Genomic DNA, 25,903 nt, shown 5'->3' with positions numbered 1-25,903 from the left:
TCGGGCGTATACATAAGCGTGGCTCTACGATTACTGACCGCCCTGGCGCTGTTCATCGATGCCGGCGTGCACCTGTTCCTGGCCCCGGGCTACCAGAACACGCAGCCGGGCACCGTCAGCCAGGGCACCTTGTTCCTGCTCGAAGCGGCGGCCGCGCTGGTGGCCGGCGTTTACGTCCTGGTCCGCGGCAGCAGGGCTGCCTATGCCGTGGCCCTGGTGGTGGCCCTCAGCGCGTTCGCCGCCGTCGTGCTGTACCGGTACGTTGACATCCCTGCCATCGGACCGATCCCGGCCATGTACGACCCCGTCTGGTTCTTCTCCAAATCCCTCAGCGCCGTTGCCGAGGGAGCCGGGGCCCTCCTGGCGCTTGCCGGCCTGGTCCGCGGCCGCCACAGGAAAACGTCCGACGCCGGCGCAGGAGTCCGGTCCCGCCGCTTCCGGCGGTGACCACCACCCCGGCCGTTGTTAGCATGCGAGGGGAGGTGGGCGATGAGCGGGGCTGAGCGGGCGGTGCCGGACGCCTTCGGGGCCGTTTCGGGGTACGTGTTCTCGGCTCTTGTGCTGACTTCCCTGTCCCCGTCCGGACTGCTCCTCCAACTGGCCGGCCTGTGCGCTGGAGCAGTGGTGACGGGGGCCGCCGTCGGCTCGGTGCTGCGGCGGATTCCACGCTTCTCGACGCCGGCGGACCGGGTGACCCTGCTGCGCGCCATCCTGGTGGCCCTGTGCGCGGTGCTGGCGGTTCCGCAGTTGTTCACGGGCCGCCGCACCGACCTGCTCCTGCCCCTCCTGGGTGCCGCGGCGTTCCTCCTGGACGGGCTGGACGGCATGGTGGCGCGGCGCACCGGAACCTCCTCGGCCGCCGGAGCGCGGTTCGATTCCGCCACCGACGCCGCCCTGGTGCTGGTGCTGTCCGTCGGAGCCGCTTCCGTGGCCGGCCCGTGGACGCTGGCCATCGGGGCCATGTATTACGCCTTCGTGGCCGCGGGCTTGCTCCGGCCGCAGCTTCGCGCGGTGCTGCCGGCCAGCGCGTCCCGCAAGGCCATCGGGGCGTTCCAGCCGTTTGCGCTGCTCATTGCGCTGCTCCCGGGCGTCCCTGCCCTGGCCGCGGGCCTGGTTCCCGCGCTGGCCCTCGGTTTGCTCGCCGTGTCCTTTACCCGCGACGTGGTCCAGCTGGAGCGCCTGCACCGTGCCGGGCTGCGGGAGGTTCCCGCCGGAATTTCCTAGCCGGCGTGGGGCCGGTGCAGCCGGTGCCGTCAGAGCAGGCCCGCGAGGGCGAAGCCGCCGGCCGCGGCGCCCACCGCGGCCACCGCGGTGCCCACGGCGTTGAGGAGTGCCAGGCCGGTGCGGCGGGACTGGACCAGGCGGACTGTTTCGAAGCTGGCCGTGCTGAAGGTGGTGTAGCCGCCCAGGAACCCCGTGCCGGCGATGGCCTGCAGCTCGGGCGGGGCCGCGTGCACGATCACGGCGCCGGCGAGGAGCCCCAGCAGGAACGATCCCGTGACGTTGATGGCGATTGTGCCAACCGGCAGTGCGGTCCTGATTTTGGTGCGCACCAGCCCGTCCACCACGAAGCGGGTGGCGGCTCCGAGGCCGCCCGCGAGTCCCAGCAGGATGATGGTCAGGGGGCTCACCGGCGTCCTTCCTTCGCGGCGGCCGGCCCCGGCCGGTGGGTGGTGCGGGCGTGCTGGGCTGCTGCGAGGCGGATGCCCGCGACGGTTGCCACCGCGCCGGCCACCACGGAGGCGCCGACGTAGAGGACGGCGTCGGCACTGCGGCCGGTATTGACCAGGGTGGTGGCTTCCACGGCCAGGGTGCTGTAGGTGGTGAAGGCGCCCATGAACCCGGTGCCCACCAGCAGCCGGACCAGCCTCAGCCGGCCGGCGTCGGGCCCCCGGCGGACCAGTGCCTCCAGCAAGGCGCCGAGCAGGAACGCACCGGCCAGGTTGATGGCCAGGGTGGGAAGCGGCCAGCCGCCGGGTGCGGGCAGGACGCCGCTTACCCCGTAGCGGGCCAGCGCGCCGAGGATTCCGCCGATGATGACCACCAGGACAAACCCGGGGTGCAGGTGGACCGGCCGGTGGACGCGCGCCCCGCCCAGGGTTCCCAGGTCGGCTGCGTCCTGCGTTTCGGTCCTGGGGACGGGCTGCTCCATCAGCGTCCCGCCTTCGGCTGGCGCCTGGAATGCGGGGCCAGCGGGACCACCAGGACGGGCCGGTGCTGGCGGTGGGTCAGGTGCACGGCAACGGATCCCACCAGCAGTTCCTCGAAGCGCGCGCCGAGCCCGCGTTCCCGGGTGCCCACCACGATGACGGAGGCATCAGTGGATTCGGCCAGCCGTCCGAGTGCCCGGGCCGGGTCCCCCGCCAGGGTCAGGAAGGACCAGTCGATCCCGCTGGCGCCCAAAGCTTCTTGGAGGTCCCCGGCGATGGAGGCGCTGATCCCTTCGATGTCGTCATCGATCCCGTCGGGGTCGATGGGGCGGGCCTCCACCCTGCCGTCGGGCTCTTCCGCCAGGTACGTGGTGACGTCCACATAGGCACAGACAAGTTTCACGCCCAGGCTGAACGCCAGTTCGGCGGCACGGTGGGCGACTGCGAGCGGCTGGCCGGGCACCACGCCCATGAGCACCGGACCGCTGATTTTCCGGGGGACGTAGGGCACGGCACCGGCGGGGTCTTTGGGTTTCTCGGGCTCAGTCATGGGCTCTCCTGGTCGGGCCGGGGCAGGAAGACTGGGCCGGCTGCGGGCACGGGCCACCTACCTTCGGATCAGCAAAGGCAGGAACCATCAGCCAGGCGGCGGTTCGAAGACCGCGCACCTGCGCGGGCCTTCCGGCGGGATCCATCACCGTGAACAGAGACTACAGGTTTTTCCGCACCGCCCGCCACCACCGGCGGCCGGGTCTTACAGGGCAGCGGCGAGGGCGTCCGGCAGTTCGGTCAGGGCCGCGACGACGATGTCCGGCTCGTGGAAGTAGGAGGGGTACCGGGAGCCCGTCCGGTTGATCCAGGCGGTCCGCAGTCCGGCCCGGGCTGCCCCGTGGATGTCCCAGGGGTGGACGGCGACCAGCAGCATCCCGGAAGGGTCCGCTCCGGCGGAAGCTGCCGCATAGTGGTAAGCGGCCTTGGCGGGCTTCCACGCGGCTGCGTCGGCCACGGAGAGCAGCAGCTCGAAGCTGTCCCGGATATCCGCGGCCACGAGCAGCTTGTCCGTGTTGGCGGCCGCGCCGTTGGTCAGGGTTACCAGCCGGTGCCCGGCCGCGGCCAGGGCGCGTACACCGTCGGGGATATCCGGGTGGAGGGAGAGGTCCTGCATTGCGGCCATGACGCGTTCGACGGCGGCGTCCAGGTCCCCGGAAACCCGTTCGGCTTCCAGCAGGGCGCGGAGGGCGTCGGCGCCAATGGCGGCGAAGGCCCGGTTGTCGCCGCTGGCGGCGAGGGCGAAACCGTCCCGCAGCAGCGTTGCGAACCAGAGCCTGGCCAGTTCCCGCCGCGCACCGGCCTGCTCAAAGGCGTCCGCGAGCGGGCCCATGTCCGAGAGTGTCTCGTTGACGTCAAAGACGATGACAAGCGGTTCCGGCATGGTCTCCCCTTCGCTACCCGTCCGCCTGGCCCAGGCTGGCCAGGGCCTTCCGAAGGCGCGTGCCGGCGTCGTCCGCCACGTCCTTGACGGCAGGCGCGCTGCTGAGCTGCACCATGGCTTGGGGATCGATGGCCTCCACCGTGGTTACATCCGCCGAGTTGTTCCGGCGCACCACCACGTTGCAGGGCAGCAGGGCGCCCATCTGCGGCTCGGCGGCCAGGGCGCGGCTGGCAAGGGAAGGATTGCAGGCGCCAAGGATGACGTAATCGCCGACGGCGTCCGCGGCCTCGGAGCCAAGCTTGGCTTCGAAGGTGGAACGGATATTAATTTCGGTCAGGATCCCGAACCCCTGGGCAGCGAGGGCTTCGCGGGTGCGCTCCAGCGCCTCCGCCCAGGGAAGGGAAACAGTGGTGGCCAGGGTGTAGGTCATGATGCTCCTTGGAATTGCCGGGCGGTCAGTTGTGGTGCGGGGCTGTTCAGGCGAGGGAGAGGAAGAGCTTCTCCAGGTCCTTCCGGTCCATGGTTTCGTCCTTCTGGACGATGCACTGCTCAAGACCCGTGGCGATGATGGCGAAGCCGGCACGGTCGAGGGCTTTGGAGACGGCCGCCAGTTGGGTGACGACGTCCTTGCAGTCGCGGCCTTCCTCGAGCATCCGGGTGACGGCGGCAAGCTGGCCCTGTGCCCGCTTAAGGCGGTTGATCACGGGCGTGAGTTCTGTTGGGTTCAGTTCCATAAAGGGGTCTCCATAGGTGGTCGGCTTGCGTCCAACTATATACCCCCATGGGTGTTTTGACTACCCCCGGGGGTATCTGCAATACTCGGTGGGGTATCCACCCGACCCCTTCCGAGAGGCCATCCATGACGTCCCCTTCCAAAGCAACAGCCGTTACCGCACTCGCCCCTGAGGCCCTGCAGTCCTGGATCAAGGAGCACCAGGACCTCGTGGTGATCGACGTGCGCTCCGCCGCTGAATTCGAATCGATGCACATCCGCGGCTCCTACAACGTGCCGCTTCCGCTGCTCTCCGAGCACACCGACGAACTCGCCGCCCGGCTGGGCAGCCGCGTAGTCCTGGTCTGCCAGTCCGGCGTCCGCGCCGAACAGGCCCGCCAGCGCATGGCCACTGTTGGCCTTGACACGGCCTACGTCCTCACCGGCGGGGTTCCCGGATTCGCGGCCGCGGGCGGCGATGTGGTCAAGGGCAAGGACCGCTGGGACCTGGAGCGCCAGGTCCGCCTGGCCGCCGGCTCCCTGGTGATGCTGGGCCTGGCGGGCGGAAAGTTCGTCTCCCCGAAGGTCCGCATGCTGGCCGGTGCCATCGGCACCGGGCTGACGTTCTCGGCCGCGACCAACACCTGTGCCATGGGCAAGGCCCTCTCGGCAATGCCCTGGAACAAGGCGGCCAAGGAGCCCACCCGCGAAAGCGCCATCCTGCAGTTCCCCGCGCAGCCGGCTGACGAGGGCGCAGCGGCATGATCGCGGCCCTGGGTCTGGGGCTCGTCGTCGGCGTCGTACTGGGCGTAGTTGGCGGCGGCGGGTCCATCATTGCCGTTCCGGCCCTGGTGTACGGCGTGGGCATGAGCCCCGCCCAGGCCATTCCCACCTCCCTGCTGGTGGTGGGAATCTCCTCGCTGGCAGCCCTGCTCCACCGGTTGCGGGAAGGCCTGAACTGGCCCGTGATCGCACTGGTGGGGGGTGCCGGCATCCCGGCAGCCTGGGCCGGTGCGGCCGTGGGCAAGCTGCTGGACCCGAACATCCTGATGCTGGCCTTCGCCGGGATCATGGTGGCCGCGGGCATCCGGATGCTCAGCAAGCCCCGCGAAAGCGAGGGGTCCTGCAGCACCGGGCCGAACCGGGCCTTCCGGTCCTGCGCCCCCAAAGCCGTGGGAGTGGGCCTGCTGGTCGGGTTCCTCACCGGACTCCTCGGCGTGGGCGGCGGCTTCCTCATCACCCCCGCACTGACCATCTTCCTGGGACTGCGCATGAAGCAGGCCGTGGGAACGTCCCTGGCCATCATCGTGGTCAACTCGGCCGCAGGCTTTGGCGCACACGCCGCCGGCTACACCATCGACTGGGCCACCACCCTGGCGTTCGCCATCCCCGCGGTCGTGGGATCGGTGGTTGCGGCCCGGTTTGCCCGCCACCTGCATGACAAGCACATCCGCATCTCGTTCGCGGTCCTCATCTTCGCCGTCGCGGCGTGGGTCACCGCCGGCACGGTCACCGCCTGACCCATCCATGGAGGAGAAACATCATGGGACTCATCGATTCCCTCAAGAAGGCCTTCAGCAAGCCCTACAAGACGATTTCCGTAGCGCAGGCCAAGGAACTCCTCGGTGCCGGGGCCACGCTTATCGACGTCAGGTCCGCCCAGGAATGGCGGACCGGCCGTGCGCCGCAGGCCAAGCACGTCCCCCTGGACCGGCTGCATGCCAGCACTGCCGGGATCCAGAAGGCCCGGCCCGTGATTGCCGTCTGCGCCTCCGGCGTCCGCTCCGCCTCCGCGGCCCGGCTCCTCGCCGAAAAGGGATACGACGCCTACTCGGTGCGCGGCGGCATGGCCGCCTGGCGCCAGGCCGGCGAACCCGTCCGCTAGCAACACCCCCACCAGCTCCAGCCACACACCACTTCGAAGGAGAACCACCATGGCTGAAATCACCATCAACGAAACCGATCAGCGCCGCTCCACCGCCCGGATCCTGGACGTCCGCGAGGACTTCGAGGTCGCCGAGGGCATGATCCCCGGCGCCCTCCACATCCCCATGGGCCAGCTGCAGGCCCGCCTGGGCGAGCTCGACCCGGCCGTCCCCGTGATCGCCGTCTGCCGCAGCGGCAACCGAAGTGCCGCCGTCGCCGATGCCCTCAACGGCGCCGGATACAAAGCCGACACCATGGCCGGCGGCATGACCGCCTGGACCCGCGCCGGACTCCCCACCACCTAACCAGCAAACTCCGCCCGAAAGGACACGACAGATCATGGCAACCATCGACATCACCGAGCAATCCTTCGCCCAGACCCTGGAGGACAAGGACATCGTCTTCGTTGACTTCTGGGCAGCCTGGTGCGGCCCCTGCCGCATGTTCGCCCCCACGTACGGCGCCGCCGCCGAACGGCACCCGGACATCACGTTCGCCAAGGTGGACACCGAGGCCGAACAGGCGCTCGCCGCGGCAGCGAACATCACCTCAATCCCCACCCTGATGGCCTTCAAGGACAAGACGCTGGTCTTCTCCCAGCCCGGAGCGCTCAACGCCACCGGCCTGGAGGAAGTCACCCAGGCCGTGAAGAACCTGGACATGGACAAGCTCCGCGCCGAGGCCGGCCACCAGCACGCCTGAGAACCATGACGGCCCCTTGGGCGTTCCGCACCGTCACGGCGGACCAGCTTGCACTGGTGTGGCCCCAGGCCACGCTCCACCTGATGTGCGGCTCCGGGAAACGCAGCAGCCAGGCTGCACGCCTCCCCACGGACCGCGGACACACCGCGGTCAACGTGGCCGGCGGGATCACCGAGTGGTACCGGGCAGGCCACCCCGTCATCTACAACCACACCCCCGCAGACCCTCCCCCACCCGCACAAAAGCACGCAGCACCAAGCCTCAAACGCCTGCTGCCAAGGCTCTTCCGCAGGACCTCCGCATAGGCCGCAGTGCACTTGCGTGATACCCCCGGGGGTATCTATACTGGATTCAGAACAACTCCCAATCCCCTTTCACCTGAAGGAGAGCACCAGATGCTTATCGAGCGCATTTACGACGAAGACCTCGCCCAGGCCAGCTACCTGATCGGCTGCCAGGCCAAGGGCGAAGCGATCGTGGTGGACGGCCGCCGCGACATCGCCGTGTACCAGGACCTGGCTGCGAAGAACGGCATGAAGATCGTGGCCGTCACCGAGACCCACATCCACGCCGACTACCTCTCCGGCACCCGCGAACTGGCCGCGGCCACCGGAGCCAAGATCTACGTTTCCGGCGAGGGCGGCCCCGACTGGCAGTACGAGTTCGACGGCGAACGGCTTTACGACGGCGACACCATCACCCTGGGCAACATCAGCATCAAGGCGGTCCACACCCCCGGGCACACCCCGGAGCACCTGTCCTTCCTGGTGACCGACGGCGCGTTCAGCGACAAGCCCGGCTACCTGCTCTCCGGCGACTTCGTGTTCTCCGGCGACCTGGGCCGGCCGGACCTGCTGGACGAGGCAGCCGGCGGCGTGGACACCCGCTTCGAAGGCGCCAAGCAGCTCTTCGCCAGCCTCCGCGACAAGTTCCTCACCCTCCCGGACTACGTCCAGGTCCACCCCGCCCACGGCGCCGGCAGCGCCTGCGGCAAGGCCCTGGGCGCCATCCCTTCCTCGACGGTGGGCTACGAGCGCCTCTACGCCTGGTGGGGCCCCTACCTGGCGGCAAACGACGAGCAGGGCTTCATCAACGAGCTCCTCGACGGCCAGCCCGATGCACACGCCTACTTCGCCCGCATGAAGCGCGAAAACCGGGAAGGCCCGGCCGTCATGGGCGAGCGCACTCCCCTGCCCGAGCTGTCCACGGAGATGGTTGCCGCAGGCCTGGCAGAGGACACCCTGACCTTCATCGACACCCGCTCCAACGGCGAAGTCCACCAGGGCACCGTGGTCCGGTCCCTGAACGTACCGGCCGGCAAGTCCGTGGCCAGCTACGGCGCGTGGGTGGTCAACCCGGAGACCGACAAGAACCCGCTGGTGCTCCTGGCCAACGGCCAGGACCAGGCCCAGGACATGTGGGACCACCTGGTCCGCGTGGGCATCGACAACGTGGCCGGCTACCTCACCAGCATCGAGGGCCTGCCCACCTTCACCCCCAAGCTGATCCAGCCGGAGGAACTCGAAGGTTTCGACGCCGCCATGGTCCTGGACGTCCGCAACAAGACCGAGCACAAGGCCGGGCACGTCCCGGGTTCCTACCAGCTCAGCGGCGGCCGCCTCATGTGGCACCTCGACGAGCTGCCGGCCGGCGGCACCATCGTCTCCTACTGCCAGTCCGGCGTCCGGAACTCCGTAGCCGCCAGCGCCCTGCGCCGCGCCGGGTACGACGTCGTCGAACTCGACGGCAGCTACGCCGCCTGGAACGCCTGGCAGAACAGCGTCCCCGCCGTCTGACCAGGACACCCACGGACCGCCCGGGCAGGACCCCCCTCCTGCCCGGGCTCCGGTCCGGTGCGTCCCCCGCGTATCCGGGTCCGGCCCGGGCGTGCCCCCACACGCCCGGGCCACTTTCATGTCCCCACCGATGACCCGTATGGAATGGAACAGCTAATGCAAGGCAGGACACTTCCCGCAACCGGTTCGGCCGGGCCTGTACTTGGCCTGCGGCAGAACCTGGCCCAGTTCATGCTGCTCGTGGCTGTAAACGCACTGGTGGGCGGCACCCTGGGCCAGGAACGCACCGTCCTGCCCCTGCTGGCCACCCAGGAGTTCCACCTGGACCTCTACACAGGTGCACTGACGTACATCCTGGCCTTTGGCCTGTCCAAGGCCGCCATGAACTACTTCGCCGGCACCCTCTCGGACCGGTACGGCCGCAAGCCGGTCCTTGTCGCCGGCTGGCTGGCGGCGGTTCCGGTGCCGCTCATGCTGATCGTCGGCCCGTCCTGGGCCTGGATCGTGGCGGCCAACGTCCTGCTGGGCATCAGCCAGGGACTGACCTGGTCCACCGCGGTGATCATGAAGATGGACCTGGTGGGCCCCCGGCAACGCGGATTGGCCATGGGGTTCAACGAGGCCGCCGGCTACCTGGGGGTCGCCGCCACTGCGCTGGCCACCGGCTACCTGGCCACCGCCTATGGCCTCCGCCCCGCCCCGTTCCTGCTCGGTGCGGCCTATATCGCCCTCGGCCTGGGACTGACCGTCCTGGCCGTCAGGGAAACCCACCACCACGCCAAGACCGAGGCCGTCCAGCACACTGCCGCCTCCGGCAGCGCCCATGCCGGCCTCACCACCGGCCAAGTGTTCACCCTTACCAGTTTCAAAGACCGCTCCCTCTCGGCAGCAAGCCAGGCGGGCCTGGTCAACAACCTCAACGACGGCCTGGCCTGGGGCCTCTTCCCCGTCCTGTTCGCCGGTGCCGGGCTGGACCTTGGCCAGATCGGCATCCTCGCCGCCGCCTACCCTGCCGCCTGGGGTGCCGCGCAACTGGCCACCGGCGCCGCGTCGGACCGTTGGGGCCGCAAATGGTTCATCACGGCCGGCATGCTGGTCCAGGCCGTGGCCCTGGGCATCACCGCGTCCGCCCACAGCTTCGGGCCTTGGCTCGCCGCCGCCGTCGTCCTGGGCCTGGGCACCGCCCTGGTCTACCCCACGCTGCTTGCCGCCATTGGGGACGTCGCCCACCCGGCCTGGCGGGCCCGCTCCGTGGGCGTCTACCGGTTGTGGCGCGACGGTGGCTTCGCCGTGGGTGCCCTCCTGTCAGGCGTCCTGGCAGATCTTTACGGCATCCCCGCAGCCATCGCCGCCGTCGCGGTGCTCACCGCCGCCTCCGGCGTCGTGGTGGCCGTCCGGATGCGCGGGAACGACCACGTCATGGGGTAGTACAGGTCGGCCGGGGCCAGGAACCGCCGGATCTCTTCCGCCATCCGCCCGGCCTGCGTCCAGTGCAGGTAATGGCCGCCCGGCAGGGGCAGCACCTGGTGCAGTGTGACGTTCTTGAGGAGTTCCTCCGCTGCAGCCGTTTTCGCGGCCGCCCTGCCGTCCCCTTCATCGGCGATGAAGGCCAGCACGGGCAGGTCCTCCGGGTAGGTGGCACCCCGAAGCGCCGCCGCGTTGTTGCCGATTCGCCCGGTTTCATCCGCCACCGCCGGATTGCCGAGGTTCCACAGCATCATGGTGCGCATCCGTTGCAGCTCTTCATCCGAATAGGCATGGCTGTCCGGATCGAAGATCCCCGGAGCCACCGCGGCAGCCACGCGGACCAGCCCCGTGGCGGCCAGGAGCTTCACCCAGTTGATGCCGGGCTCCGGTTCCGCCACCGGGTGGTCTCCGGGCTTGGGGATGGTGGCGTCAATGCCCACCACCGCGGCCACCTCCGGGCGGTACCGGTTGGCGTAGTCCAGCAGGTAAAACCCGGCGATGGAGTGGCCGGCAAGGACGTAAGGCTGGCGGAGCTGGAGCTTTGACAGGGCCTCGTGGAGTTCGTTGCTGATGTTCTCGTTGGTCCGGGCCTTGGCCTCCAGGTCGCTGTAGCCGTAACCGAAGCCTTCCACCACCAAGACGTCGAAGTCGTGCAGTTCGCGCATCAGCGGGGCAAAGTCGAGGCCCGGGGCGGCAGTTCCCAGGCCGCTGAGCAGGACGATGGGCGGACCCTGGCGGCCGGCCCCGCTCCCGTTCCGGACCACGTTCAACCACCCCCCGGCCACCGCTATTCGCTCCCCGTAAGAAGGGATGGTGGCCTTCTCCCGCGATTCGAGGGCCACATTGGCCAACGCAGAAGCCATCAGCAGCACCAGGACCACCAGTGCCGGGATGCCCAGGCGGCGAAGCCAGCGCCGCGGCCTCCGGGGCTTCATGGCAGCTCTATCCGTGCCCGGCCAAGTACTGGACCAGGCCGCCCACCGTGGCCACGTCCGGGTAGTCCGCCTCCGGGATATCCACGCCCGTGGATTCCGCAATGACTTCCACCAGGCGGAGGAAATCCAGTGAGTCCAGCTCCAGGTCCTGGCGCAGGCGTGCACCGCTGTCCAGGTCTCCGGGCTCGACGTCGGGGGCGACCTTGCCGATCGCGGCCTCCACCGTATGGCGTGCGTCCTGTTCGTTCACGGTTCCTCCTCGATTACGGGTTCACAGGTCCCCGGGCTTCTGCAGCAGCTCGTCAATGCGGGCCAGAAACCGCCCGCCGCGCAGGCCGTCGCTCACCCGGTGGTCCGCTGACAACGTGGCAATGGCCGCGTGCCGGATGCCCAGCATCCCGTTGTGCGCCCACGGCTGCTCCAGCACCTTGCCGAACCCCACCATGGCCACCTGCGGCGGATAGATCACGCCGTACACGCTCTCGACGCCGAGGTCCCCCAGGTTGGTCACGGTGATGGTGGGGTCGGCCATCTCCGCGCGCTGCAGCCGGCCGGCCCTGGCCCGGCCCACCAGGTCGCGCAGCTGGTCCATGAGCTGATCGAGCGTCAATGTGTCGGCGTCGTGCAGGGCCGGGGCCACCAGCCCGCCGTGCCGCAAGGCGACTACCACGCCCAGATGCACGCTGCTGCTGGCCTGGAAGGCGCCCCTGGTGAAGAACCCGTTCATGTCCGGCACCTCCCTGGCCGCGAGCGCGGTGGCTTTCAGCAGCAGGGCCGACGGCACCAGCCGGGACGAAACCGGGCGCTGCTGGTTTGCCGCCTGCATCCACGCCATGGCCGCCGCCAGGTCCAGGGTGGTGGAGAGGTAGTAGTGCGGGATTTCCTTTTTGGAGCGGGACATCAGGGCGCCGATCGCCTGGCGCAGGCTTTCGGCCTTGCCGCCGGTGTCCTTCCTGCCGGGGTGGGACGGCGGCTGCGGCTGAGGCGCGGGTGGCGCCGGCGCCTGCAGTTCCGGCGTGGCCGGTTCCGTCGCTGGAACGTCCGACGGCGGTGCTGCCGCCGGCTTGTCCGCGCGGGTGCCCTGGGGTGCCCGTTCCCTGGGCGGGACGGCGGCCAACACGTCCTCCTCGGTCACGGCACCCCCGGGGCCCGTTCCTGGGATGCCCGCAAGGTCGACCCCGAGTTCCAGCGCCAGCCGCCGGGCCAGCGGAGAGGACCGCACCCGGTGGGCCGTGTCCTCCGCTGGCTCCGCCGGCGCTTCCGGGGCCACGGCGGGGGCTGGACCGGCGCTGCTGCCGGGTGCTGCCGCGGCGGCGCGTTCGACGTCGGCCCTGGTCACCTCGCCGTCCGTGCCGCTGCCGCTGATGCGTCCGACGTCGACCCCCAGCGTGTGCGCCAGGTGGCGCACGGGCGGGGCTGCCTTTGGGGATGGGACGGGCGGGGTTGGGGCGGTGGGGAGTTCGGCGGGGGTGGCCGTGATCCGGGCAATGGGGGTGCCCACGTCCACGGTGTCGCCGAGGTCCACCAGGAACTCGGCCACCACGCCTTCCTCGAACGATTCGATATCCATGACTGTTTTGTCCGTGTCCACGGCCGCCACGATATCGCCCTTGTGGACGTAGTCCCCGGGTTTGACCAGCCACTCCACCACCTTGCCGTGCTCCATGTCCGCGCCCAGGGATGGCATCCGGAACTCAGCCATTGGCCCCCACGGCCCTTCGCGCGGCGGCCATGACCCGCTCCACGGACGGCAGCGCTGCCTGCTCCAGGTGCTTGGCGTACGGGACCGGCACCTCCAGGCTGCAGACCCGTTCCACGGGCGCGTCGAGGTCGAAGAAGGCCTGCTCACAGATCCGGGCCGCGATCTCCGCGGAGATGCTGCCGCTGCGCCAGCCTTCATCCACCACCACGGCCCGGTGCGTCCTGGCCACGCTGTCCACGATGGTGTGGGCGTCGAGCGGGCGGAGGGTGCGGAGGTCGATGACGTCCGCGTCGATGTCCTCCCCGGCAAGCCGGTCCGCGGCCTCCAGCACCATGGGCAGCGTGCCGCCGTAGGTGACGAGGGTCAGGCCGTCCCCATGCCGGAGGACTGCTGCCTTGTCGATGTCCACGGCGCCGGCGTCGTCGTCGAGCTCCCCCGCAACGTTGTACAGCGAGCCGTGCTCGAAGATCAGCACCGGGTCCGGGTCCTGCAACGCGGTCCACAGCATGCCGCGGGCGTCCGCCAGGGTGGCCGGGGCGAGGATCCGCAAGCCGGGAATATGGGCGTACCAGCCCTCCAGGCTGTGGGAGTGCTGGGCACCGAGCTGGCGGCCGGCGCCCGTGGTCATCCGGATCACGATGGGCACGTTGAACTGGCCGCCGGACATGTGCAGCAGCGTGGCGGCGTTGTTGATGATCTGGTCCAGCGCCAGCAGGCTGAAGTTGACGGTCATGATTTCGACGACGGGACGCATCCCGCCAAGCGCGGAGCCGATGCCCGCGCCGACGAACCCGGACTCGGACAGCGGCGTGTCGCGGATCCGCTCCGGCCCGAATTCCTCCAGGAGGCCCAGGCTCACGGCGAAGCTGCCGCCGTACCGGCCCACGTCCTCGCCCATGAGGAACACCCGGTCATCGCGCTGCATGGCGTCGCGGAGGGCCGCGCGCATGGCTTCCCGGTACGTGGTTTTCATCGTGCAGCCCCGCCTTTCCCAGTCGTCTCCCCATGGCCCGGACCCCCGCCGCTGCCCGCACTGCCGTCATCCGGCCGGTCGCTGTAGACAAACCGGCCGAGCTCGGAGACCGGCTCCAGCGTCCCGTTCTCGGCGAATCCGACGGCGGTACTGATCTCTGCGGCCACGTCCGCCTGCAAGTCGGTCCAATCCTTCTCCGCCAGCTGTCCCGCCGCCTGCATGGCACCCTGCAGCAGGCTGATGGGGTCCCGTTCCATCCACTGGGCCACCTCGGATTTCTCCCGGTACAGCTCCGGATCGAACATCGAGTGGGCGCGGAACCGGTAGGTGCGCAGCTCGAGGAAGTGCGGGCCCCCGCCGGACCTCACCGCCTCCACCGCACGCCGGGCGGCTTCCTCAACGGCCAGCACGTCCATGCCGTCCACTGCCCAGGCGGGGATCTCGTACCCGGCTGCCTTGAGCGCGATGTCGGTCTGGGATTCGGAGCGGCCCAGCGCGGTTCCCATGGCGTAAAGGTTGTTTTCGCAGCAGAACAGCACCGGCAGCTGCCACAGGGCGGCCAGGTTCATGCTTTCGTGGAACTCTCCTTCAGCCACGGCCCCCTCGCCGAAGAAGCAGACGGTCACCCGCTGGCGGCCGGCCATCCGGTCCGCAAGGGCCAGGCCGACGGCGAGGGGCAGCCCGCCTGCCACGATCGCGTTTCCGCCATAGAAGCGGGTGGCGGCATCGAAGAGGTGCATGGACCCGCCGCGGCCCCGGCAGCATCCTTCGGCGTGGCCGTACATTTCGGCGAGGATGGCACCGGCCGAGACACCGCGGAGGAGGGCGTGCCCGTGTTCGCGGTAGGTGGCCACCACTGCGTCCCCAGGCGCCAGGGTTTCCATCACTCCTGCGGCCACGGCCTCCTCGCCGATGTAGACGTGCAGGAAGCCGCGGATCTTGGCGGCACTGTACAGCTCAATGCATTTCTCCTCGAGCCGGCGTACCCGCAGCATCTGCCGCAGCAGGTGCAGTGCATGCTCCGCGTCCGCGACGCCCTGTTTTTTGAGGCTGGTCATGACTGGCCCTTCTGCAGGACGGCGGGGCCCGCCGGCGATTCGAGCGTTGACGTATCGCCTTCCGGCAAGCCGAGTTCGCGGGATTTCAGGAGCCGGCGGAGGATCTTGCCGCTGCGCGTCTTGGGCAGGGAAGTGGTGAAGTCCAGCAACCTGGGTGCCACGGCGGCGCCCAGGCGTTTCCGTGCGAACCCGATGATCTCCAGCTGGAGCTCCTCGGTGGGCCGGTTGCCGGTTTTGAGTTCCACAAAGGCCTTGACCACCTCGCCGGCCACCGGGTCCGGTACGCCGATCACGCCGGCTTCTGCCACGGCCGGGTGCTCCATCAGGCAGCTTTCCACCTCGAACGGGCCGATCAGGTGGCCGGAGGACTTGATGACGTCGTCACCGCGGCCCACGAACCAGAAGTAGCCGTCGCCGTCGCGCTTTGCCAGGTCGCCCGTGAGGTACCAGCCGCCGGCGAAGCAGCGCCGGTAGCGTGCGTCCTCGTTGAGGTAGCCGCGGAACATCGAGGGCCAGCCGGGGCGGAGCGCCAGCTCGCCCATGGCGTCCGGCTCGGTGACCAGGACCGCCTCGCCGTCCTTGACGATGGCCTTGCCGTCGGCGTCGCGGGCCACCAGGACGGCCTCGATGCCGGGCAGCGGGCGGCCCATTGAGCCGGGGCGGATGTCCATGGCGGCGTAGTTGGCGATCATGATTCCACCGGTTTCGGTCTGCCACCAGTTATCGTGCACCGGCAGGCCGAGTACGTCCCGCCCCCACACCACCGCCTCCGGGTTCAGCGGCTCCCCCACGCTGGCGATGAAGCGCAGCGCGGACAGGTCATGGCCGGACGCACGCTCCGCACCGGCTTTCATGAGCATCCGCAGGGCGGTGGGGGCCGTGTACCAGACCGTCACGCGCTGCTCCGCGAGGATCCTGTACCAGCGGTCTGCGTCCAGTTCCTCCTGGTCCACGATGGCGGTGACCCCGTGCACCAGGGGCGCGATGATGCCGTAGGACATCCCGGTCACCCAGCCCGGATCGGCGGTGCACCAATAGATGTCCTCCGGGTGCAGGTCCAGCGCGAAGCGGCCGGTGGCGTAGTGGGCTGCCACCGCGTCATGGACGTGGATGGCACCCTTCGGTGTGCCTGTGGTGCCGCTGGTGAAGTGCAGCAGGGCCATGTCCTCCGGCTGCGTGGCTGCGATCTCTCCGCTGGGGTCAGCCAGGGCCAGGAGTGCTGCCAGGTCCAGGGTCCCGGGTTCGGGACTGCCGCCGGCGTCCACCAGCAGCACGTGCCGGAGCTCCGGCAGGGTGTCCCGCACCGGTACCACCTTTTTGCGGTACAGCGCCTTGGTGGTCACCAGCACGCGCCCGGCCCCCAGGTGCAGCCGCTGCCGGACCGGTTCGGGACCGAAGGCGGAAAAGAGCGGGCAGAAGACGCTGCCGTTCTTGAACGTGCCCAGTACCGCGGTGTACAGGCCCGGGCTGCGTCCCAGCAGCGAAAAAACCCGCTCACCGCGCCCCACGTCCAGGTCCCTGAGGACTGCGGCGAACCTGGCGGATCCGTCCGCAAGGTCCCCGTAGCTCAGGGACCGGGTGCCGCCGTCGGCCATCACGAACCGCAGCGCCTCCTTGGCGCCGCGGCCCTCCGCCACGTGCCGGTCCACGGCCTCGTAGGCGATGTTGACGCCGCGGCCGCCGGGCAGCCCGGCCAGCGCCTGGCGCGCCTGTTCCCAGCTGAAGTCCCGCCGGGCGGCGTCGTAATCCGGCATGTTGGGCTGGACCCTGAGGGCGGCCACATCCTTGGCGATGGCGGCGATGACCGGTCTGCCGGCGGAAACGTTCATTCCCTGGCCTCCGGCACGGACCGGCCCACCGGCGAGGGCAGGAGGTACTGCCGGAACCAGTCCGCCGCCAGTGTGGCTGCCATGGCGAGGGTGCCGGGTTCCTCGAAGAGGTGCGAGGCGCCGGGGACGATCTCCAGCCGGGTGGGGGCCTGCATGCCCGCCATGGCCTGCCGGTTGAGGGCCAGCACCTGGGTGTCGGCGCCGCCGACGATCAACAGGGTGGGGGCTTTGACCGCCGCAAGCCGCGGACCTGCCAGGTCCGGCCGGCCGCCGCGGGACACCACGGCGGCAACCTGGGCGCCGGGCTCGGCGGCAGCCCACAGGGCAGCACCCGCGCCGGTGCTGGCCCCGAAATAGCCGATCCGGCCGGCGGATCCGTCATGCCGCGCCTCCAGCCAATGCGTGGCGGCGGAAAGACGGCGTGCCAGCAGGCTGATGTCGAACACGTTGGCCCGGTTGACCTCCTCCTCGGGGGTCAGCAGGTCCAGGAGCAGTGTCCCCAGGCCGGCGGCGTGCAGCACGGAGGCGGCGAAGCGGTTGCGCGGGCTGTGCCTGCTGCTGCCGCTGCCGTGCGCGAACAGGACCGTGCCTTCGCAGCGGGCCGGCAGGTAGAGGCTGCCGCGCAGCACGACCATTCCGTCGGGGATTTCGACGTCGTCCTCCAGGCTGCCATCTCCCCCATATGCGCCATTGGGATGCTCCGGAGCAGCAGCGGCGTCCAGGAGCTGAACCACCTCGCCGTCCTCGGTGGGCGAAAAGTCACGGTAGTAGTACCCCACGGCCTGGAAGTCCTGGGGCGAGACCAGGCAGACGACGTCGTCCGGTTCCTTGAGCTCCACGATGGCGCGGGCGGGGGCAACCGGAACGGCGAGGATGACTTTTGCGGCACCGAGTTGCCGTGCCACCTGGCAGGCCGCCCTGGCGGTTGACCCGGTGGCGATTCCGTCGTCGACGATCACCGCCGTACGGCCGGCGAGGTCGAGGCGCCGTCGTCCCTGGCGGAACCGCGCCACCCGGCTTTCCAGCAGGGCGCGCTCACGGCGCTCCACCTGCTGCAGGTCCTCCTGGGAGACGCGGGCCATGGAGATGGTGCGTGGGTCCAGGACGCGGACGTTGCCCTCCCCGATGGCGCCCATGGCCACCTCCGGCTGGAAGGGAACCCCCAGTTTCCGCACCACAATCACGTCCAGCGGCGCCTCCAGGGCTTTGGCTACCTCAAAGGCAACAGGGACGCCGCCCCTGGGCAGGCCCAGCACCACCACATCCGGTCCCCGCAGGCCGGCGAGCCGTTTTCCCAGCCGCCGCCCGGCGTCGGACCTGTCATGGAATGACACCATCGCCGTCACCCGTCGTGTGTGGTTTCGTCTGTCCAAAGTTGCCCGCGGGCGGAGTCCGCCATGGCCTCCGGTGCTGCGGGAACGGCCACGGATCCCACTCCGCAGCGCAGCACCTCAGCCATGGCGGACTCCTCCTGCTAATGCGAGACGCGGTAGGTGTGGCGGAGGTCGGTGCTGGGCTTAATGGCCACCGCTGTTACCACCAGTGCCACTGCCCCTGCGATCCATGACGTCCAGGCCGCACCCGTTGCGCCCGTGTATGTCCCGAGCCATGGCGAGAGGACCAGTCCTGCTGCGAGGACGGCCTGCACGTATTCCATGGCCGGAGTTCCCGGCATTGCCAGGTTGATGATTCCGCTGACCACCAGTAGGCCGCCGAAGGCGAGCATCAAGGTGGTGGACATGTTTTGCTGCCGCGTGAACAGGACCGCCACCGCGGTGAAGAGTCCGGCGGCGACCGCTACATAGTCCTGCCACCGATACCACTTTTTCACTGACTTTCCTTTCTGTTCGGGGCGGGACGCGTTGTGCGTTTCCGGCCCGCGGTCCCCAGCATCCCGTGGTTTAAGTCAACGCCTGCCGCTGTCCGGCTTGTAGGGCAGAAAGACCTACCCGGCCCTTGCACTCCCGGTACTCAGTGTTACTATTTACTAGTAGTCAGCGTTACTAGGTACTAAGGAACACCTCATGGGCAAACAGATGACCGAGATGCTCAAGGGCACGCTGGAAGGCGTGGTCCTTGCCCTCCTCGCCCTGCAGCCCGCGTACGGGTATGACATCACGGCGCGGCTGCGGGAACAGGGCTTTTCCGACATCGCCGAGGGCACGGTGTACGCGCTGCTGGTCCGGATCGAGCAGCGCGGCCTGGTGGACGTGGAAAAGGTCCCCTCCGAAAAGGGGCCGCCCCGCAAGGTGTACACCCTCAATGGGGCAGGCAGCACCTACCTGGACGAATTCTGGAGCACCTGGAGCTTCCTTGCCGAACGGATCGAACACCTCCACCACAACAACAACCAACCAACGGAACAAGGAGAATGACCATGGCCCAGGGATGGCTCGAAAAAGTCACCGGCCCGCTCGAGGACAAGAAGCGCTGGCGCCAATACAAAGCGCGCAAGGAGCACCTGCCCGGCAGCTACCGCACTGCCATCGACGCCCTCGAACGCTACTTAATGTATGCAGGCGCAATCGTCAAGGGCGATGTCCTCATGCAGATGCTGGAGGACCTTGCTGACCTGATCGAACAGGCCGCCGCCAACAGCACCCCCGTCCGCGACGTCGTGGGGGACGACCCCGTGGAATTCGCCGAAACTTTCATCCGCAACTATTCCGGCGGCCAGTGGATCCAGAAGGAGCGGCAGCGCCTGACGGACTCCATCAACCAGGCCGCCGCAGGCGACGCCTGATCCCGCCAAACGTCGAAAGGACCAGCCATGGCCACTGACCAGGCCCTGCAACCCGCCGTCCGGGTGCAGGGCATCGAGAAGTCGTTCAAGGACGTGCACGTGCTGCGGGGCGTGGACTTTGACGTCGCGCGGGGCAGCATCTTTGCGCTCCTCGGCTCCAACGGTGCCGGCAAAACCACCCTGATCCGGATCCTCTCAACGCTGTTGAGGGCGGATGCAGGCACCGCGTCCGTAGGCGGGTACGACGTCGGCGCAGAGCCGGCGGAGGTGCGCGGCTCCATCAGCCTCACGGGCCAGTTCGCCGCGGTGGACGAAGTCCTGACAGGCCGGGAGAACCTGGTCCTGGTGGCCACGCTCCGGCACCTGCCGGATGCCGGGGCCATCGCGGACCGGCTCCTCAGCAGGTTCTCGCTGGCTGAGGCCGCCGGCAGGAGGGCCTCCACCTACTCAGGAGGCATGCGGCGCCGGCTGGACATCGCCATGAGCCTGATCGGAAACCCTCCAGTCATCTTCCTCGATGAACCCACTACCGGCCTGGACCCGCAGGCACGGCTCGAGGTCTGGGACACCATCCGGCAACTCGCCGGCCAAGGCACCACGGTGTTGCTCACCACCCAGTACCTCGACGAGGCCGAACACCTCGCCGACCGGATCGCCATCCTGCACCATGGCACCATCATCCAGAACGGGACCCTGACTGAGCTCAAGCGGCTCCTGCCGGCCGCCACGGTGGAATATGTCGAGAAGCAGCCCTCGCTGGAAGACGTCTTCCTGGCACTTGTAGGAGATGAATTGTGATGCATTCCCATGCCCTCAGCGACACCCGCATCCTGACCGGGCGCTCGCTCCGCCATATCCTTCGCAGCCCTGACACCATCATCACCACGGCTGTCACACCGGTGGCCATGATGCTGCTGTTCGTCTACGTCTTTGGCGGCGCCATCAACACCGGCACCGGCGGGCCTTACGTCAATTACCTGCTGCCCGGCATCCTGCTCATCACCATTTCGTCCGGCGTGGCCTACACCGCGTACCGGCTGTTCCTGGACCTCCAGGGCGGCATCTTTGAGCGGTTCAGGTCAATGCCGGTGGCCCGGTCCAGCGTGTTGTGGGCGCACGTACTCACGTCGCTTGCCGCCAACTTCGGCGCACTGTCGATCGTGGTGGGCGTCGCCCTGCTGATGGGTTTCCGGACTGGAGCGTCCGTGGCCGCCTGGCTGGCCGTCGTCGGAATCCTTGCGCTGTTCACCCTGGCCCTGACCTGGATCGCCGTGATTGCGGGGCTGCTCGCAAAGACGGTGGACGGCGCCAGCGGCTTCAGCTACCCGTTGATCTTCCTGCCGTTCATCAGTTCGGCGTTCGTTCCCACCGGGTCGATGCCGGGCCCGGTGGCCTGGTTCGCGGAGAACCAGCCGGTGACCTCCATCGTGGACACCATCCGTGCCCTGTTTGCCCAGGAAGCGGTGGGAAGCGGCATCTGGACCGCCCTGGCCTGGCTTGCCGGGATACTCTTCGCAGCCAGCGCGGCCGCGGCGTTGGTCTACCGCCGAAAGACCGGCTGAGTCCTACCTTCGTCACTGCAAATTGAACAATATTCACTGCCAATTCACAGGCATCGCACGTAGGAAACGCAGTTCCGGTGTGCAAGAGTGTCGGCAACGCTGGGGCGTAGTTTCGAGACCACACATCAGGGGCCGCGCGTGAACCGAAGAACAGCCCGATTACCCGGCACCAGGCGGCCGGCTGCACTGCTGCCGGTGCTGGCCCTGCTGCTGTCCGCGCTCGTGGCATGCCAGTCGACGGTCCCTGCTCCGTCCCCCACGCCCTCGGCCTCGGCCTCTGCCCCTCCGTCCCCTGCACCGTCCGAAAGCTCAACTCCCCCGCAGAGCCCGGCAGCTGACACGGGGAGCACAAAGCCGGCAGAGGCTGCCAAACCCGCAGGTGTGCCCCAACACATCTTCATCATCAACCTGGAGAACAAGGGCTACAGCAATACCTGGGGCAGTAACTCACCGGCGCCCTATTTGTCCGGCACGCTCCGCAGGGAGGGCGTGCTGCTAAAAAACTACTACGGGATCGCCCACAACTCACTGGCCAATTACCTGGCCCAGATTTCCGGCCAGCGGCCTAATGACAGCACAGAGCACGACTGCCATGTATATACGGCGTTCAATACCACGGGCACCAACGCAGACGGCACGCTTCAGGGCGACGGTTGTGTCTACCCGGCGGACGTCCAGACGCTTGCAGGCCAGCTGAGCACCCAAGGCAAATCCTGGAAAGGCTACATGGAAGACATGCCTTCGCCCTGCGACCATCCGGTCTTAGGCGAAGCCGACAACCACATCAAGGCCACCCCGGCCGAAGCCGACAACCACATCAAGGCCACCCCGGCCGAAGGCTACTCCACGCACCACAACCCCTTCGTGTATTTCCGCTCCATCACCTCATCGCCGGACTGCGCCAGCAACGTGGTCAACTTCTCCGCGCTCATGGACGACCTGAAATCCGTGGGCACCACCCCAAATCTCGCCTACATCACACCCAATCTTTGCCACGACGGACACGACGGCACCTGCGCCGACGGATCGGACGGCGGGCTGGGCGCCGCGGACACCTGGCTCAAGGAGCAGGTCCCCGCCATCCTGTCGTCACCGGCGTACAGGCAGGACGGCATGCTGGTGATCACCTTCGACGAGGCCGAAGGCGACTCGACAGGGCCCTCCGAATCTGCCCCTGGTACCCCTGCCGGTGGCACCGAGGGCGGAAGGGTGGGAGCATTGGTCCTCTCGCCGTTCAGCACGCCAGGCGCCTCCTCGGACCAGCCTTACAACCACTACAGCCTGCTGGCCACCATCGAGGACTTTTTCCACCTCCCGCGGCTCGGGCTGGCCGGTGACCCCGGAGTGAAAACGTTTGGCGAGGATGCCTTCCGAAAGGAGTCGTGAGGTGGCGTTTTTCAGGACTGGACCGCGACGGCGCCGACGCCGGACAGCCCTGGCAGGCGCCGCGGTGGCGTTGGTGATCATCGCGGGCGTCATCACCCTGGCGGTGCGCGCCAGCCAACCTTCCGCGATTGCACCTGCCCCAGCCCCCCAGGCCACCAACGACCCCGCCCCGGCTCCCACGGCAACCCTTGCGACAGCGTCCGCGGACGCCGCCGGGATCGGCAAGATCAAGCATGTCGTGATCATCACCCAGGAAAACCGGTCCTTCGACAGCTACTTCGGTACCTACCCGGGGGCTGACGGGATCCCGATGAAGGACGGCAAACCCGCCGTGTGCCTTCCAGACCCCGCCAACGGAGGCTGCATTTCCCCCTTCTACAATTCCGCCGACAGCAACGCCGGCGGCCCCCACAGCCACGCTGATGCCACCGAAGACATCAACGGCGGGGCGATGGACGGTTTCGTGGCGCAGGCAGAGAAGGGCTTGTCCGGTTGCACTGCTGCCAGCACGGACTGCCAGTACAGCACTGCCCTTCCCACAGATGTGATGGGCTACCACGACGGCCGGGACCTGCCGAACTACTGGGCCTATGCGCAGAACTTCACCCTCCTGGACCACTTGTTCGCGTCCGCTGCCTCGTGGAGCCTGCCGGCTCACCTCTACCTGGTTTCGGAGTGGTCAGCCAAGTGCAGCGTTACGGGAGACCCGTCCTCCTGCGTCAATGCCCTGCAGAACCCTGACGCAGAGCCTGAACCGCAGATCATCAAGGACACGCTGATCGGAAAATGCCAGGCGGGGATGGATCTGGACCCCTGCAGGGAGGCCCTGGAAGCGGCCGGCATTAACCCTGACCTCGCCGCCCAGATTGACCAGCTCATCGGCACCAGCTGCAAGCCCACCGATTCGTACGCCACGTGCCAGGCCGCGGTAGATTCCGCTCCCGTGGCAGATGACCTGAAGAAGAAGCTGACGGAGGCCGCCAAGAAGTTGGAACTGCCGGACTACGCGTGGACGGACCTGACGTTCCTGCTGCACAAGCACCAGGTCTCTTGGGCGTACTACGTGTTCAACGGCACCGAGCCGGACTGCCGAAACGACGCTGCCACCTGCGACCCCGTTAAGCAGGACGCCAAGACCCCTGGGCTATGGAATCCGTTGCTGTACTTCGACACCGTCAAGGAGGACGGCGAGCAGGGCAACATCAAGCCGCTGAGCGGCTTCTACGATGCCGCCAGGCACGGAACGCTGCCGTCCGTCACCTGGGTGGCGCCCACGGACAAGGTCAGTGAACACGCTCCTGCCAAGATCAGTACAGGGCAAGCGTACGTGGCCGGGCTCATCAACGCGGTGATGAGCGGTCCAGACTGGGACAGCACCGCCATCTTCCTCAGCTGGGACGACTGGGGCGGCTTCTACGACCACGAAAATCCGCCCGTGGTGGACAGCAACGGCTATGGGCTGCGGGTCCCGGGCCTGATCATCAGCCCCTATGCAAAGAAGGGTTACATCGACCACCAGGTCCTCAGCCACGACGCTTACTTCAAATTCATCGAGGACGACTTCCTGGGCGGCGAGCGGATTGATCCGGCCACGGATGGACGGCCCGACGCCCGGCCAGACGTCCGCGAAAACAACCCGCAGCTGGGCGACCTCGCCAAGTCCTTCGACTTCAACCAGGCCCCGCTGCCCCCTCTCATCCTCCCCAACGCGACAACCTACTGACGCCGGGCCCTCCGCCCGGCGTACGCCAGGTTATGTGGCAGCCCCCTCTGCAGGGTTTGCCGAGCGCGGCGCAGTGCCAGGTTGGCTCGTTTCCTTCGGCGCTGCTTCAGCCTGGAGTACGGCCGGACGCTCTGCCGGAATCGCAGCGGCTGCGGTGCCGGCAGGGGCGGGCTTGATGTTCTGGTTGACGTGGAAGAAGTTGTCGGGGTCGTACCTGGCCTTGAGTTCGGCAAGCCGCGCGTAGTTCGACCCGAGGGTGTCCTCGATCCTGGCCTGGTCATCCGAGTCCTGGAAGTTAAGGTAGCCGCCGGGCTCCGAGAATTCGTGGAGCGCGGTCCAGTACTCCCGGACCCAGGCGATGTTCCTGTCATTCTCGGACGGATCGGGCCACTGCGCCGCGATAACAGGCGCAAAGTCCACGTCACGGTAGGCGAAGGCGGTCGCCCCGGGCGCCACCCGCTGGACCGCCCCGTCGATCGGATAGAAGTGGTTGGCGGAGTGGACGCTGGGAATGCCCGGTGCGTAGGCGACGGCGGTGCGGAGTGCGTCATCGCTGAGGGTGCGGAGGAAATCTGCCTTCCAATAGCCCTGCAGACCGGGGACGCCGCTGAGGCCGTCGAACATGATGTTCAGTGCCGGGTACGGCATCGGCGCAAAGAAGCTTCCCAGTACCTGCCCGGCGTCGAGCATTGCCTGCCAATGAGCGGGGCCGGCGTCAAGGTCACCGGTCCACATTCCCGCGATCACCGCCACGGGCTTCCCATGCCATTCCTCGGGAAGGAACGGAACCGGAGGACCCTGGTGGAAGCCCAGGAAGGCGCCCATTTCTTCTGGTTCGGCAGCAATCCACTCGCGGTAGGCCGCCCCCACCTCGGCTCCCATCGCGGCATCGAAGAACATGATCCCCACATGGACCATGTCCACGGGGTGCAGGCGGAATTCCATCGACGTGACCACACCGAAGTTGCCGCTGCCGCCGCGGAGCGCCCAGAACAGGTCGCCGTTTTCCGCTTCACTGGCAATGACAAAGGTTCCGTCAGCGAGAACAACATCGGCAGAAACGAGGTTGTCGCAGGACAACCCATACTTACGGGACAAGTACCCGATACCGCCGCCGAGGGTGAGGCCGGCGACGCCGGTTGAGCCGATGATGCCACCTGTGCTTGCCAGCCCGAACGCATGGGTGGCGTGGTTGAAGTCGGCCCACGTTGCTCCGGGCTCCACCCGGGCCAGCCGTGCCACAGGGTCCACGCGCACGCCCCGGCGGGCCGAGAAGTCAAGGACCAGGCCGCCGTCGACCGTTCCGAATCCTGGTGCGCTGTGCCCGCCACCGCGCAGGGCAACCTCGATCCCCATTCCACGGGCGAACCGGACGGCCGCCAGAACATCCGCCACCTGCGACACCCGAAGAACGGCTGCGGGACGACGGTCGATCATCCCGTTGTACACAAGGCGCGCGGCCTCGTACTCGGCGTCGCCTTCCTGCATGACCTGCCCGCGGACCTGTTCGCGGAGCACTTCGAAACGATCGCTACCCATTACAACTCCATTTTTGCGTCGGAGACCAGGGGCAGCCGGCTCCATCCAAGGCCCAGCGGGGGCCAGCATGATGATGCTTTCGGTATACGCCCAGGCCTGGAAGGGGTCAAGAGCGCGCGTTGACTCATTGAAAACCTCCGCGTTGCCGGATTCGTTGCCTCATTTGAAAACCTCCGTGTAGCGGCGTGGTTAAGGGTGATGGCAGCGGGTGCAGGTTATGCCCGTTGTCATGGAGCTAACGATGGCCCAGCGGCAAGCTGTGACGAAG

The 25,903-nt window shown here is 68.1% G+C and carries 31 protein-coding genes and 1 riboswitch; of the genes, 16 read left to right on the top strand and 15 right to left on the bottom strand.

The window, feature by feature from the left end; genetic code table 11:
- Window positions 1-18: 18 nt before the first annotated feature.
- Both PV772_RS12520 and PV772_RS12515 read left to right on the top strand, forming a co-directional pair.
- A complete protein-coding gene (locus PV772_RS12520) occupies window positions 19-447 on the top strand; it encodes a hypothetical protein (protein WP_347886331.1) in 429 nt (142 codons plus the stop codon).
- A 42-nt stretch (window positions 448-489) separates the two neighbouring features.
- Window positions 490-1,224 (top strand): CDP-alcohol phosphatidyltransferase family protein, encoded by a 735-nt coding sequence (locus PV772_RS12515; protein ID WP_347886330.1) that lies wholly within the window; start codon window positions 490-492, stop codon window positions 1,222-1,224.
- A 29-nt stretch (window positions 1,225-1,253) separates the two neighbouring features.
- On the opposite strand, the gene crcB is transcribed toward PV772_RS12515, so the two are convergent.
- The 6 genes from crcB to PV772_RS12485 form a co-directional block, all read right to left on the bottom strand.
- Entirely contained in the window at window positions 1,254-1,631 is a 378-nt protein-coding gene (crcB, locus tag PV772_RS12510; RefSeq protein WP_246839853.1) for a fluoride efflux transporter CrcB, read from the bottom strand.
- The gene (locus PV772_RS12505) at window positions 1,628-2,152 is read right to left on the bottom strand and encodes a CrcB family protein (protein WP_347886329.1); all 525 of its coding nucleotides are present in this window, start codon (window positions 2,150-2,152) and stop codon (window positions 1,628-1,630) included. Before PV772_RS12505 ends, crcB begins: the two co-directional genes overlap by 4 nt.
- Entirely contained in the window at window positions 2,152-2,700 is a 549-nt protein-coding gene (locus tag PV772_RS12500) for a universal stress protein (protein ID WP_347886328.1), read from the bottom strand. The genes PV772_RS12505 and PV772_RS12500 overlap by 1 nt, the downstream gene beginning before the upstream one ends.
- Before the next feature lie 71 nt (window positions 2,701-2,771).
- Window positions 2,772-2,858, bottom strand: a riboswitch (Fluoride riboswitch).
- 46 nt (window positions 2,859-2,904) lie between these two features.
- Window positions 2,905-3,582: a haloacid dehalogenase type II gene (locus PV772_RS12495; protein ID WP_347886327.1), complete on the bottom strand. Its 678-nt coding sequence runs from the start codon at window positions 3,580-3,582 to the stop codon at window positions 2,905-2,907.
- A 13-nt stretch (window positions 3,583-3,595) separates the two neighbouring features.
- Window positions 3,596-4,012, bottom strand: a complete 417-nt coding sequence (locus PV772_RS12490; protein ID WP_347886326.1) for a DUF302 domain-containing protein — start codon at window positions 4,010-4,012, stop codon at window positions 3,596-3,598.
- Between the two features lie 46 nt (window positions 4,013-4,058).
- The gene (locus PV772_RS12485; protein ID WP_043452296.1) at window positions 4,059-4,316 is read right to left on the bottom strand and encodes a metal-sensitive transcriptional regulator; all 258 of its coding nucleotides are present in this window, start codon (window positions 4,314-4,316) and stop codon (window positions 4,059-4,061) included.
- A gap of 125 nt (window positions 4,317-4,441) precedes the next feature.
- Here PV772_RS12485 and PV772_RS12480 point away from each other — a divergent pair, with 125 nt between their 5' ends.
- The 8 genes from PV772_RS12480 to PV772_RS12445 all read left to right on the top strand — a co-directional run bounded on the left by PV772_RS12480 (window position 4,442) and on the right by PV772_RS12445 (window position 10,146).
- Window positions 4,442-5,059: a rhodanese-like domain-containing protein gene (locus tag PV772_RS12480; RefSeq protein WP_141159514.1), complete on the top strand. Its 618-nt coding sequence runs from the start codon at window positions 4,442-4,444 to the stop codon at window positions 5,057-5,059.
- Window positions 5,056-5,814: a sulfite exporter TauE/SafE family protein gene (locus PV772_RS12475; protein ID WP_347886325.1), complete on the top strand. Its 759-nt coding sequence runs from the start codon at window positions 5,056-5,058 to the stop codon at window positions 5,812-5,814. Before PV772_RS12480 ends, PV772_RS12475 begins: the two co-directional genes overlap by 4 nt.
- A 23-nt stretch (window positions 5,815-5,837) precedes the next feature.
- The gene (locus PV772_RS12470) at window positions 5,838-6,179 is read left to right on the top strand and encodes a rhodanese-like domain-containing protein (protein ID WP_347886324.1); all 342 of its coding nucleotides are present in this window, start codon (window positions 5,838-5,840) and stop codon (window positions 6,177-6,179) included.
- 49 nt (window positions 6,180-6,228) lie between these two features.
- Window positions 6,229-6,525: a rhodanese-like domain-containing protein gene (locus PV772_RS12465; protein ID WP_141159511.1), complete on the top strand. Its 297-nt coding sequence runs from the start codon at window positions 6,229-6,231 to the stop codon at window positions 6,523-6,525.
- A 34-nt stretch (window positions 6,526-6,559) separates the two neighbouring features.
- On the top strand, window positions 6,560-6,922 hold the full coding sequence (locus PV772_RS12460) for a thioredoxin domain-containing protein (protein WP_347886323.1): 363 nt from the start codon (window positions 6,560-6,562) through the stop codon (window positions 6,920-6,922).
- Window positions 6,923-6,927: 5 nt separating this feature from the next.
- Window positions 6,928-7,227, top strand: coding sequence for a rhodanese-like domain-containing protein (locus PV772_RS12455; RefSeq protein WP_347886322.1), 300 nt, complete (start codon window positions 6,928-6,930; stop codon window positions 7,225-7,227).
- Window positions 7,228-7,317: 90 nt separating this feature from the next.
- The gene (locus PV772_RS12450; RefSeq protein WP_347886321.1) at window positions 7,318-8,718 is read left to right on the top strand and encodes an MBL fold metallo-hydrolase; all 1,401 of its coding nucleotides are present in this window, start codon (window positions 7,318-7,320) and stop codon (window positions 8,716-8,718) included.
- Between the two features lie 156 nt (window positions 8,719-8,874).
- Window positions 8,875-10,146 (top strand): MFS transporter, encoded by a 1,272-nt coding sequence (locus PV772_RS12445; protein ID WP_347886320.1) that lies wholly within the window; start codon window positions 8,875-8,877, stop codon window positions 10,144-10,146.
- On the opposite strand, the gene PV772_RS12440 is transcribed toward PV772_RS12445, so the two are convergent.
- The 8 genes from PV772_RS12440 to PV772_RS12405 all read right to left on the bottom strand — a co-directional run bounded on the left by PV772_RS12440 (window position 10,044) and on the right by PV772_RS12405 (window position 18,513).
- Window positions 10,044-11,120, bottom strand: a complete 1,077-nt coding sequence (locus PV772_RS12440) for an alpha/beta hydrolase (protein ID WP_141159507.1) — start codon at window positions 11,118-11,120, stop codon at window positions 10,044-10,046. The two genes, PV772_RS12445 and PV772_RS12440, sit on opposite strands and share 103 nt — an antisense overlap.
- Window positions 11,121-11,127: 7 nt before the next feature.
- Complete coding sequence (locus PV772_RS12435; RefSeq protein ID WP_347886319.1) at window positions 11,128-11,370, bottom strand: phosphopantetheine-binding protein; 243 nt, start codon at window positions 11,368-11,370, stop codon at window positions 11,128-11,130.
- 21 nt (window positions 11,371-11,391) lie between these two features.
- The gene (locus tag PV772_RS12430; RefSeq protein ID WP_347886318.1) at window positions 11,392-12,822 is read right to left on the bottom strand and encodes a dihydrolipoamide acetyltransferase family protein; all 1,431 of its coding nucleotides are present in this window, start codon (window positions 12,820-12,822) and stop codon (window positions 11,392-11,394) included.
- Window positions 12,815-13,795: an alpha-ketoacid dehydrogenase subunit beta gene (locus PV772_RS12425; RefSeq protein WP_347886317.1), complete on the bottom strand. Its 981-nt coding sequence runs from the start codon at window positions 13,793-13,795 to the stop codon at window positions 12,815-12,817. Before PV772_RS12425 ends, PV772_RS12430 begins: the two co-directional genes overlap by 8 nt.
- A complete protein-coding gene (pdhA, locus tag PV772_RS12420; RefSeq protein ID WP_141159504.1) occupies window positions 13,792-14,853 on the bottom strand; it encodes a pyruvate dehydrogenase (acetyl-transferring) E1 component subunit alpha in 1,062 nt (353 codons plus the stop codon). Before pdhA ends, PV772_RS12425 begins: the two co-directional genes overlap by 4 nt.
- Window positions 14,850-16,682, bottom strand: coding sequence for an acetate--CoA ligase (gene acsA, locus PV772_RS12415; RefSeq protein WP_347886316.1), 1,833 nt, complete (start codon window positions 16,680-16,682; stop codon window positions 14,850-14,852). The genes pdhA and acsA overlap by 4 nt, the downstream gene beginning before the upstream one ends.
- On the bottom strand, window positions 16,679-18,019 hold the full coding sequence (locus tag PV772_RS12410) for a phosphoribosyltransferase family protein (protein WP_347886389.1): 1,341 nt from the start codon (window positions 18,017-18,019) through the stop codon (window positions 16,679-16,681). Before PV772_RS12410 ends, acsA begins: the two co-directional genes overlap by 4 nt.
- A gap of 137 nt (window positions 18,020-18,156) precedes the next feature.
- Window positions 18,157-18,513, bottom strand: coding sequence for an SPW repeat protein (locus PV772_RS12405; protein ID WP_141182342.1), 357 nt, complete (start codon window positions 18,511-18,513; stop codon window positions 18,157-18,159).
- A 193-nt stretch (window positions 18,514-18,706) separates the two neighbouring features.
- Here PV772_RS12405 and PV772_RS12400 point away from each other — a divergent pair, with 193 nt between their 5' ends.
- From PV772_RS12400 to PV772_RS12375, 6 genes are all read left to right on the top strand, one after another.
- Window positions 18,707-19,057 (top strand): PadR family transcriptional regulator, encoded by a 351-nt coding sequence (locus PV772_RS12400; protein ID WP_347886315.1) that lies wholly within the window; start codon window positions 18,707-18,709, stop codon window positions 19,055-19,057.
- A gap of 2 nt (window positions 19,058-19,059) precedes the next feature.
- Entirely contained in the window at window positions 19,060-19,425 is a 366-nt protein-coding gene (locus PV772_RS12395; protein ID WP_347886314.1) for a DUF1048 domain-containing protein, read from the top strand.
- 27 nt (window positions 19,426-19,452) lie between these two features.
- Window positions 19,453-20,223, top strand: coding sequence for an ATP-binding cassette domain-containing protein (locus tag PV772_RS12390; RefSeq protein WP_347886313.1), 771 nt, complete (start codon window positions 19,453-19,455; stop codon window positions 20,221-20,223).
- Complete coding sequence (locus PV772_RS12385; RefSeq protein ID WP_141159498.1) at window positions 20,223-20,987, top strand: ABC transporter permease; 765 nt, start codon at window positions 20,223-20,225, stop codon at window positions 20,985-20,987. The genes PV772_RS12390 and PV772_RS12385 overlap by 1 nt, the downstream gene beginning before the upstream one ends.
- A 381-nt stretch (window positions 20,988-21,368) precedes the next feature.
- On the top strand, window positions 21,369-22,373 hold the full coding sequence (locus PV772_RS12380) for an alkaline phosphatase family protein (RefSeq protein WP_347886312.1): 1,005 nt from the start codon (window positions 21,369-21,371) through the stop codon (window positions 22,371-22,373).
- A 1-nt stretch (window position 22,374) separates the two neighbouring features.
- On the top strand, window positions 22,375-24,096 hold the full coding sequence (locus PV772_RS12375; protein ID WP_347886311.1) for an alkaline phosphatase family protein: 1,722 nt from the start codon (window positions 22,375-22,377) through the stop codon (window positions 24,094-24,096).
- A 30-nt stretch (window positions 24,097-24,126) separates the two neighbouring features.
- On the opposite strand, the gene PV772_RS12370 is transcribed toward PV772_RS12375, so the two are convergent.
- Window positions 24,127-25,635 (bottom strand): FAD-binding oxidoreductase, encoded by a 1,509-nt coding sequence (locus PV772_RS12370; protein WP_347886310.1) that lies wholly within the window; start codon window positions 25,633-25,635, stop codon window positions 24,127-24,129.
- Window positions 25,636-25,903 lie beyond the last annotated feature (268 nt).

Source organism: Pseudarthrobacter sp. CC12, assembly GCF_039907755.1.
GTDB classification, from domain to species: Bacteria; Actinomycetota; Actinomycetes; order Actinomycetales; family Micrococcaceae; genus Arthrobacter; species Arthrobacter niigatensis.
Note: the sequence above shows the minus strand (reverse complement) of the source record. Positions and strands in the feature narration are given on the sequence as shown.

What these genes read in the sequence shown, in the direction of transcription:
- PV772_RS12455 (WP_347886322.1), top strand. Translation starts at nt 6,928, where the DNA reads ATGACGGCCCCTTGGGCGTTCCGCACCGTCACGGCGGACCAGCTTGCA.
- PV772_RS12450 (WP_347886321.1), top strand. Translation starts at nt 7,318, where the DNA reads ATGCTTATCGAGCGCATTTACGACGAAGACCTCGCCCAGGCCAGCTAC.
- PV772_RS12445 (WP_347886320.1), top strand. Translation starts at nt 8,875, where the DNA reads ATGCAAGGCAGGACACTTCCCGCAACCGGTTCGGCCGGGCCTGTACTT.
- PV772_RS12400 (WP_347886315.1), top strand. Translation starts at nt 18,707, where the DNA reads ATGGGCAAACAGATGACCGAGATGCTCAAGGGCACGCTGGAAGGCGTG.
- PV772_RS12440 (WP_141159507.1), bottom strand. Translation starts at nt 11,120, where the DNA reads ATGAAGCCCCGGAGGCCGCGGCGCTGGCTTCGCCGCCTGGGCATCCCG.
- PV772_RS12390 (WP_347886313.1), top strand. Translation starts at nt 19,453, where the DNA reads ATGGCCACTGACCAGGCCCTGCAACCCGCCGTCCGGGTGCAGGGCATC.
- PV772_RS12505 (WP_347886329.1), bottom strand. Translation starts at nt 2,152, where the DNA reads ATGGAGCAGCCCGTCCCCAGGACCGAAACGCAGGACGCAGCCGACCTG.
- PV772_RS12385 (WP_141159498.1), top strand. Translation starts at nt 20,223, where the DNA reads ATGCATTCCCATGCCCTCAGCGACACCCGCATCCTGACCGGGCGCTCG.
- acsA (WP_347886316.1), bottom strand. Translation starts at nt 16,682, where the DNA reads ATGAACGTTTCCGCCGGCAGACCGGTCATCGCCGCCATCGCCAAGGAT.
- PV772_RS12395 (WP_347886314.1), top strand. Translation starts at nt 19,060, where the DNA reads ATGGCCCAGGGATGGCTCGAAAAAGTCACCGGCCCGCTCGAGGACAAG.
- PV772_RS12410 (WP_347886389.1), bottom strand. Translation starts at nt 18,019, where the DNA reads ATGGTGTCATTCCATGACAGGTCCGACGCCGGGCGGCGGCTGGGAAAA.
- PV772_RS12495 (WP_347886327.1), bottom strand. Translation starts at nt 3,582, where the DNA reads ATGCCGGAACCGCTTGTCATCGTCTTTGACGTCAACGAGACACTCTCG.
- pdhA (WP_141159504.1), bottom strand. Translation starts at nt 14,853, where the DNA reads ATGACCAGCCTCAAAAAACAGGGCGTCGCGGACGCGGAGCATGCACTG.
- PV772_RS12485 (WP_043452296.1), bottom strand. Translation starts at nt 4,316, where the DNA reads ATGGAACTGAACCCAACAGAACTCACGCCCGTGATCAACCGCCTTAAG.
- PV772_RS12480 (WP_141159514.1), top strand. Translation starts at nt 4,442, where the DNA reads ATGACGTCCCCTTCCAAAGCAACAGCCGTTACCGCACTCGCCCCTGAG.
- PV772_RS12425 (WP_347886317.1), bottom strand. Translation starts at nt 13,795, where the DNA reads ATGAAAACCACGTACCGGGAAGCCATGCGCGCGGCCCTCCGCGACGCC.
- PV772_RS12500 (WP_347886328.1), bottom strand. Translation starts at nt 2,700, where the DNA reads ATGACTGAGCCCGAGAAACCCAAAGACCCCGCCGGTGCCGTGCCCTAC.
- PV772_RS12430 (WP_347886318.1), bottom strand. Translation starts at nt 12,822, where the DNA reads ATGGCTGAGTTCCGGATGCCATCCCTGGGCGCGGACATGGAGCACGGC.
- PV772_RS12370 (WP_347886310.1), bottom strand. Translation starts at nt 25,635, where the DNA reads ATGGGTAGCGATCGTTTCGAAGTGCTCCGCGAACAGGTCCGCGGGCAG.
- PV772_RS12470 (WP_347886324.1), top strand. Translation starts at nt 5,838, where the DNA reads ATGGGACTCATCGATTCCCTCAAGAAGGCCTTCAGCAAGCCCTACAAG.
- PV772_RS12475 (WP_347886325.1), top strand. Translation starts at nt 5,056, where the DNA reads ATGATCGCGGCCCTGGGTCTGGGGCTCGTCGTCGGCGTCGTACTGGGC.
- PV772_RS12490 (WP_347886326.1), bottom strand. Translation starts at nt 4,012, where the DNA reads ATGACCTACACCCTGGCCACCACTGTTTCCCTTCCCTGGGCGGAGGCG.
- PV772_RS12465 (WP_141159511.1), top strand. Translation starts at nt 6,229, where the DNA reads ATGGCTGAAATCACCATCAACGAAACCGATCAGCGCCGCTCCACCGCC.
- PV772_RS12515 (WP_347886330.1), top strand. Translation starts at nt 490, where the DNA reads ATGAGCGGGGCTGAGCGGGCGGTGCCGGACGCCTTCGGGGCCGTTTCG.
- PV772_RS12460 (WP_347886323.1), top strand. Translation starts at nt 6,560, where the DNA reads ATGGCAACCATCGACATCACCGAGCAATCCTTCGCCCAGACCCTGGAG.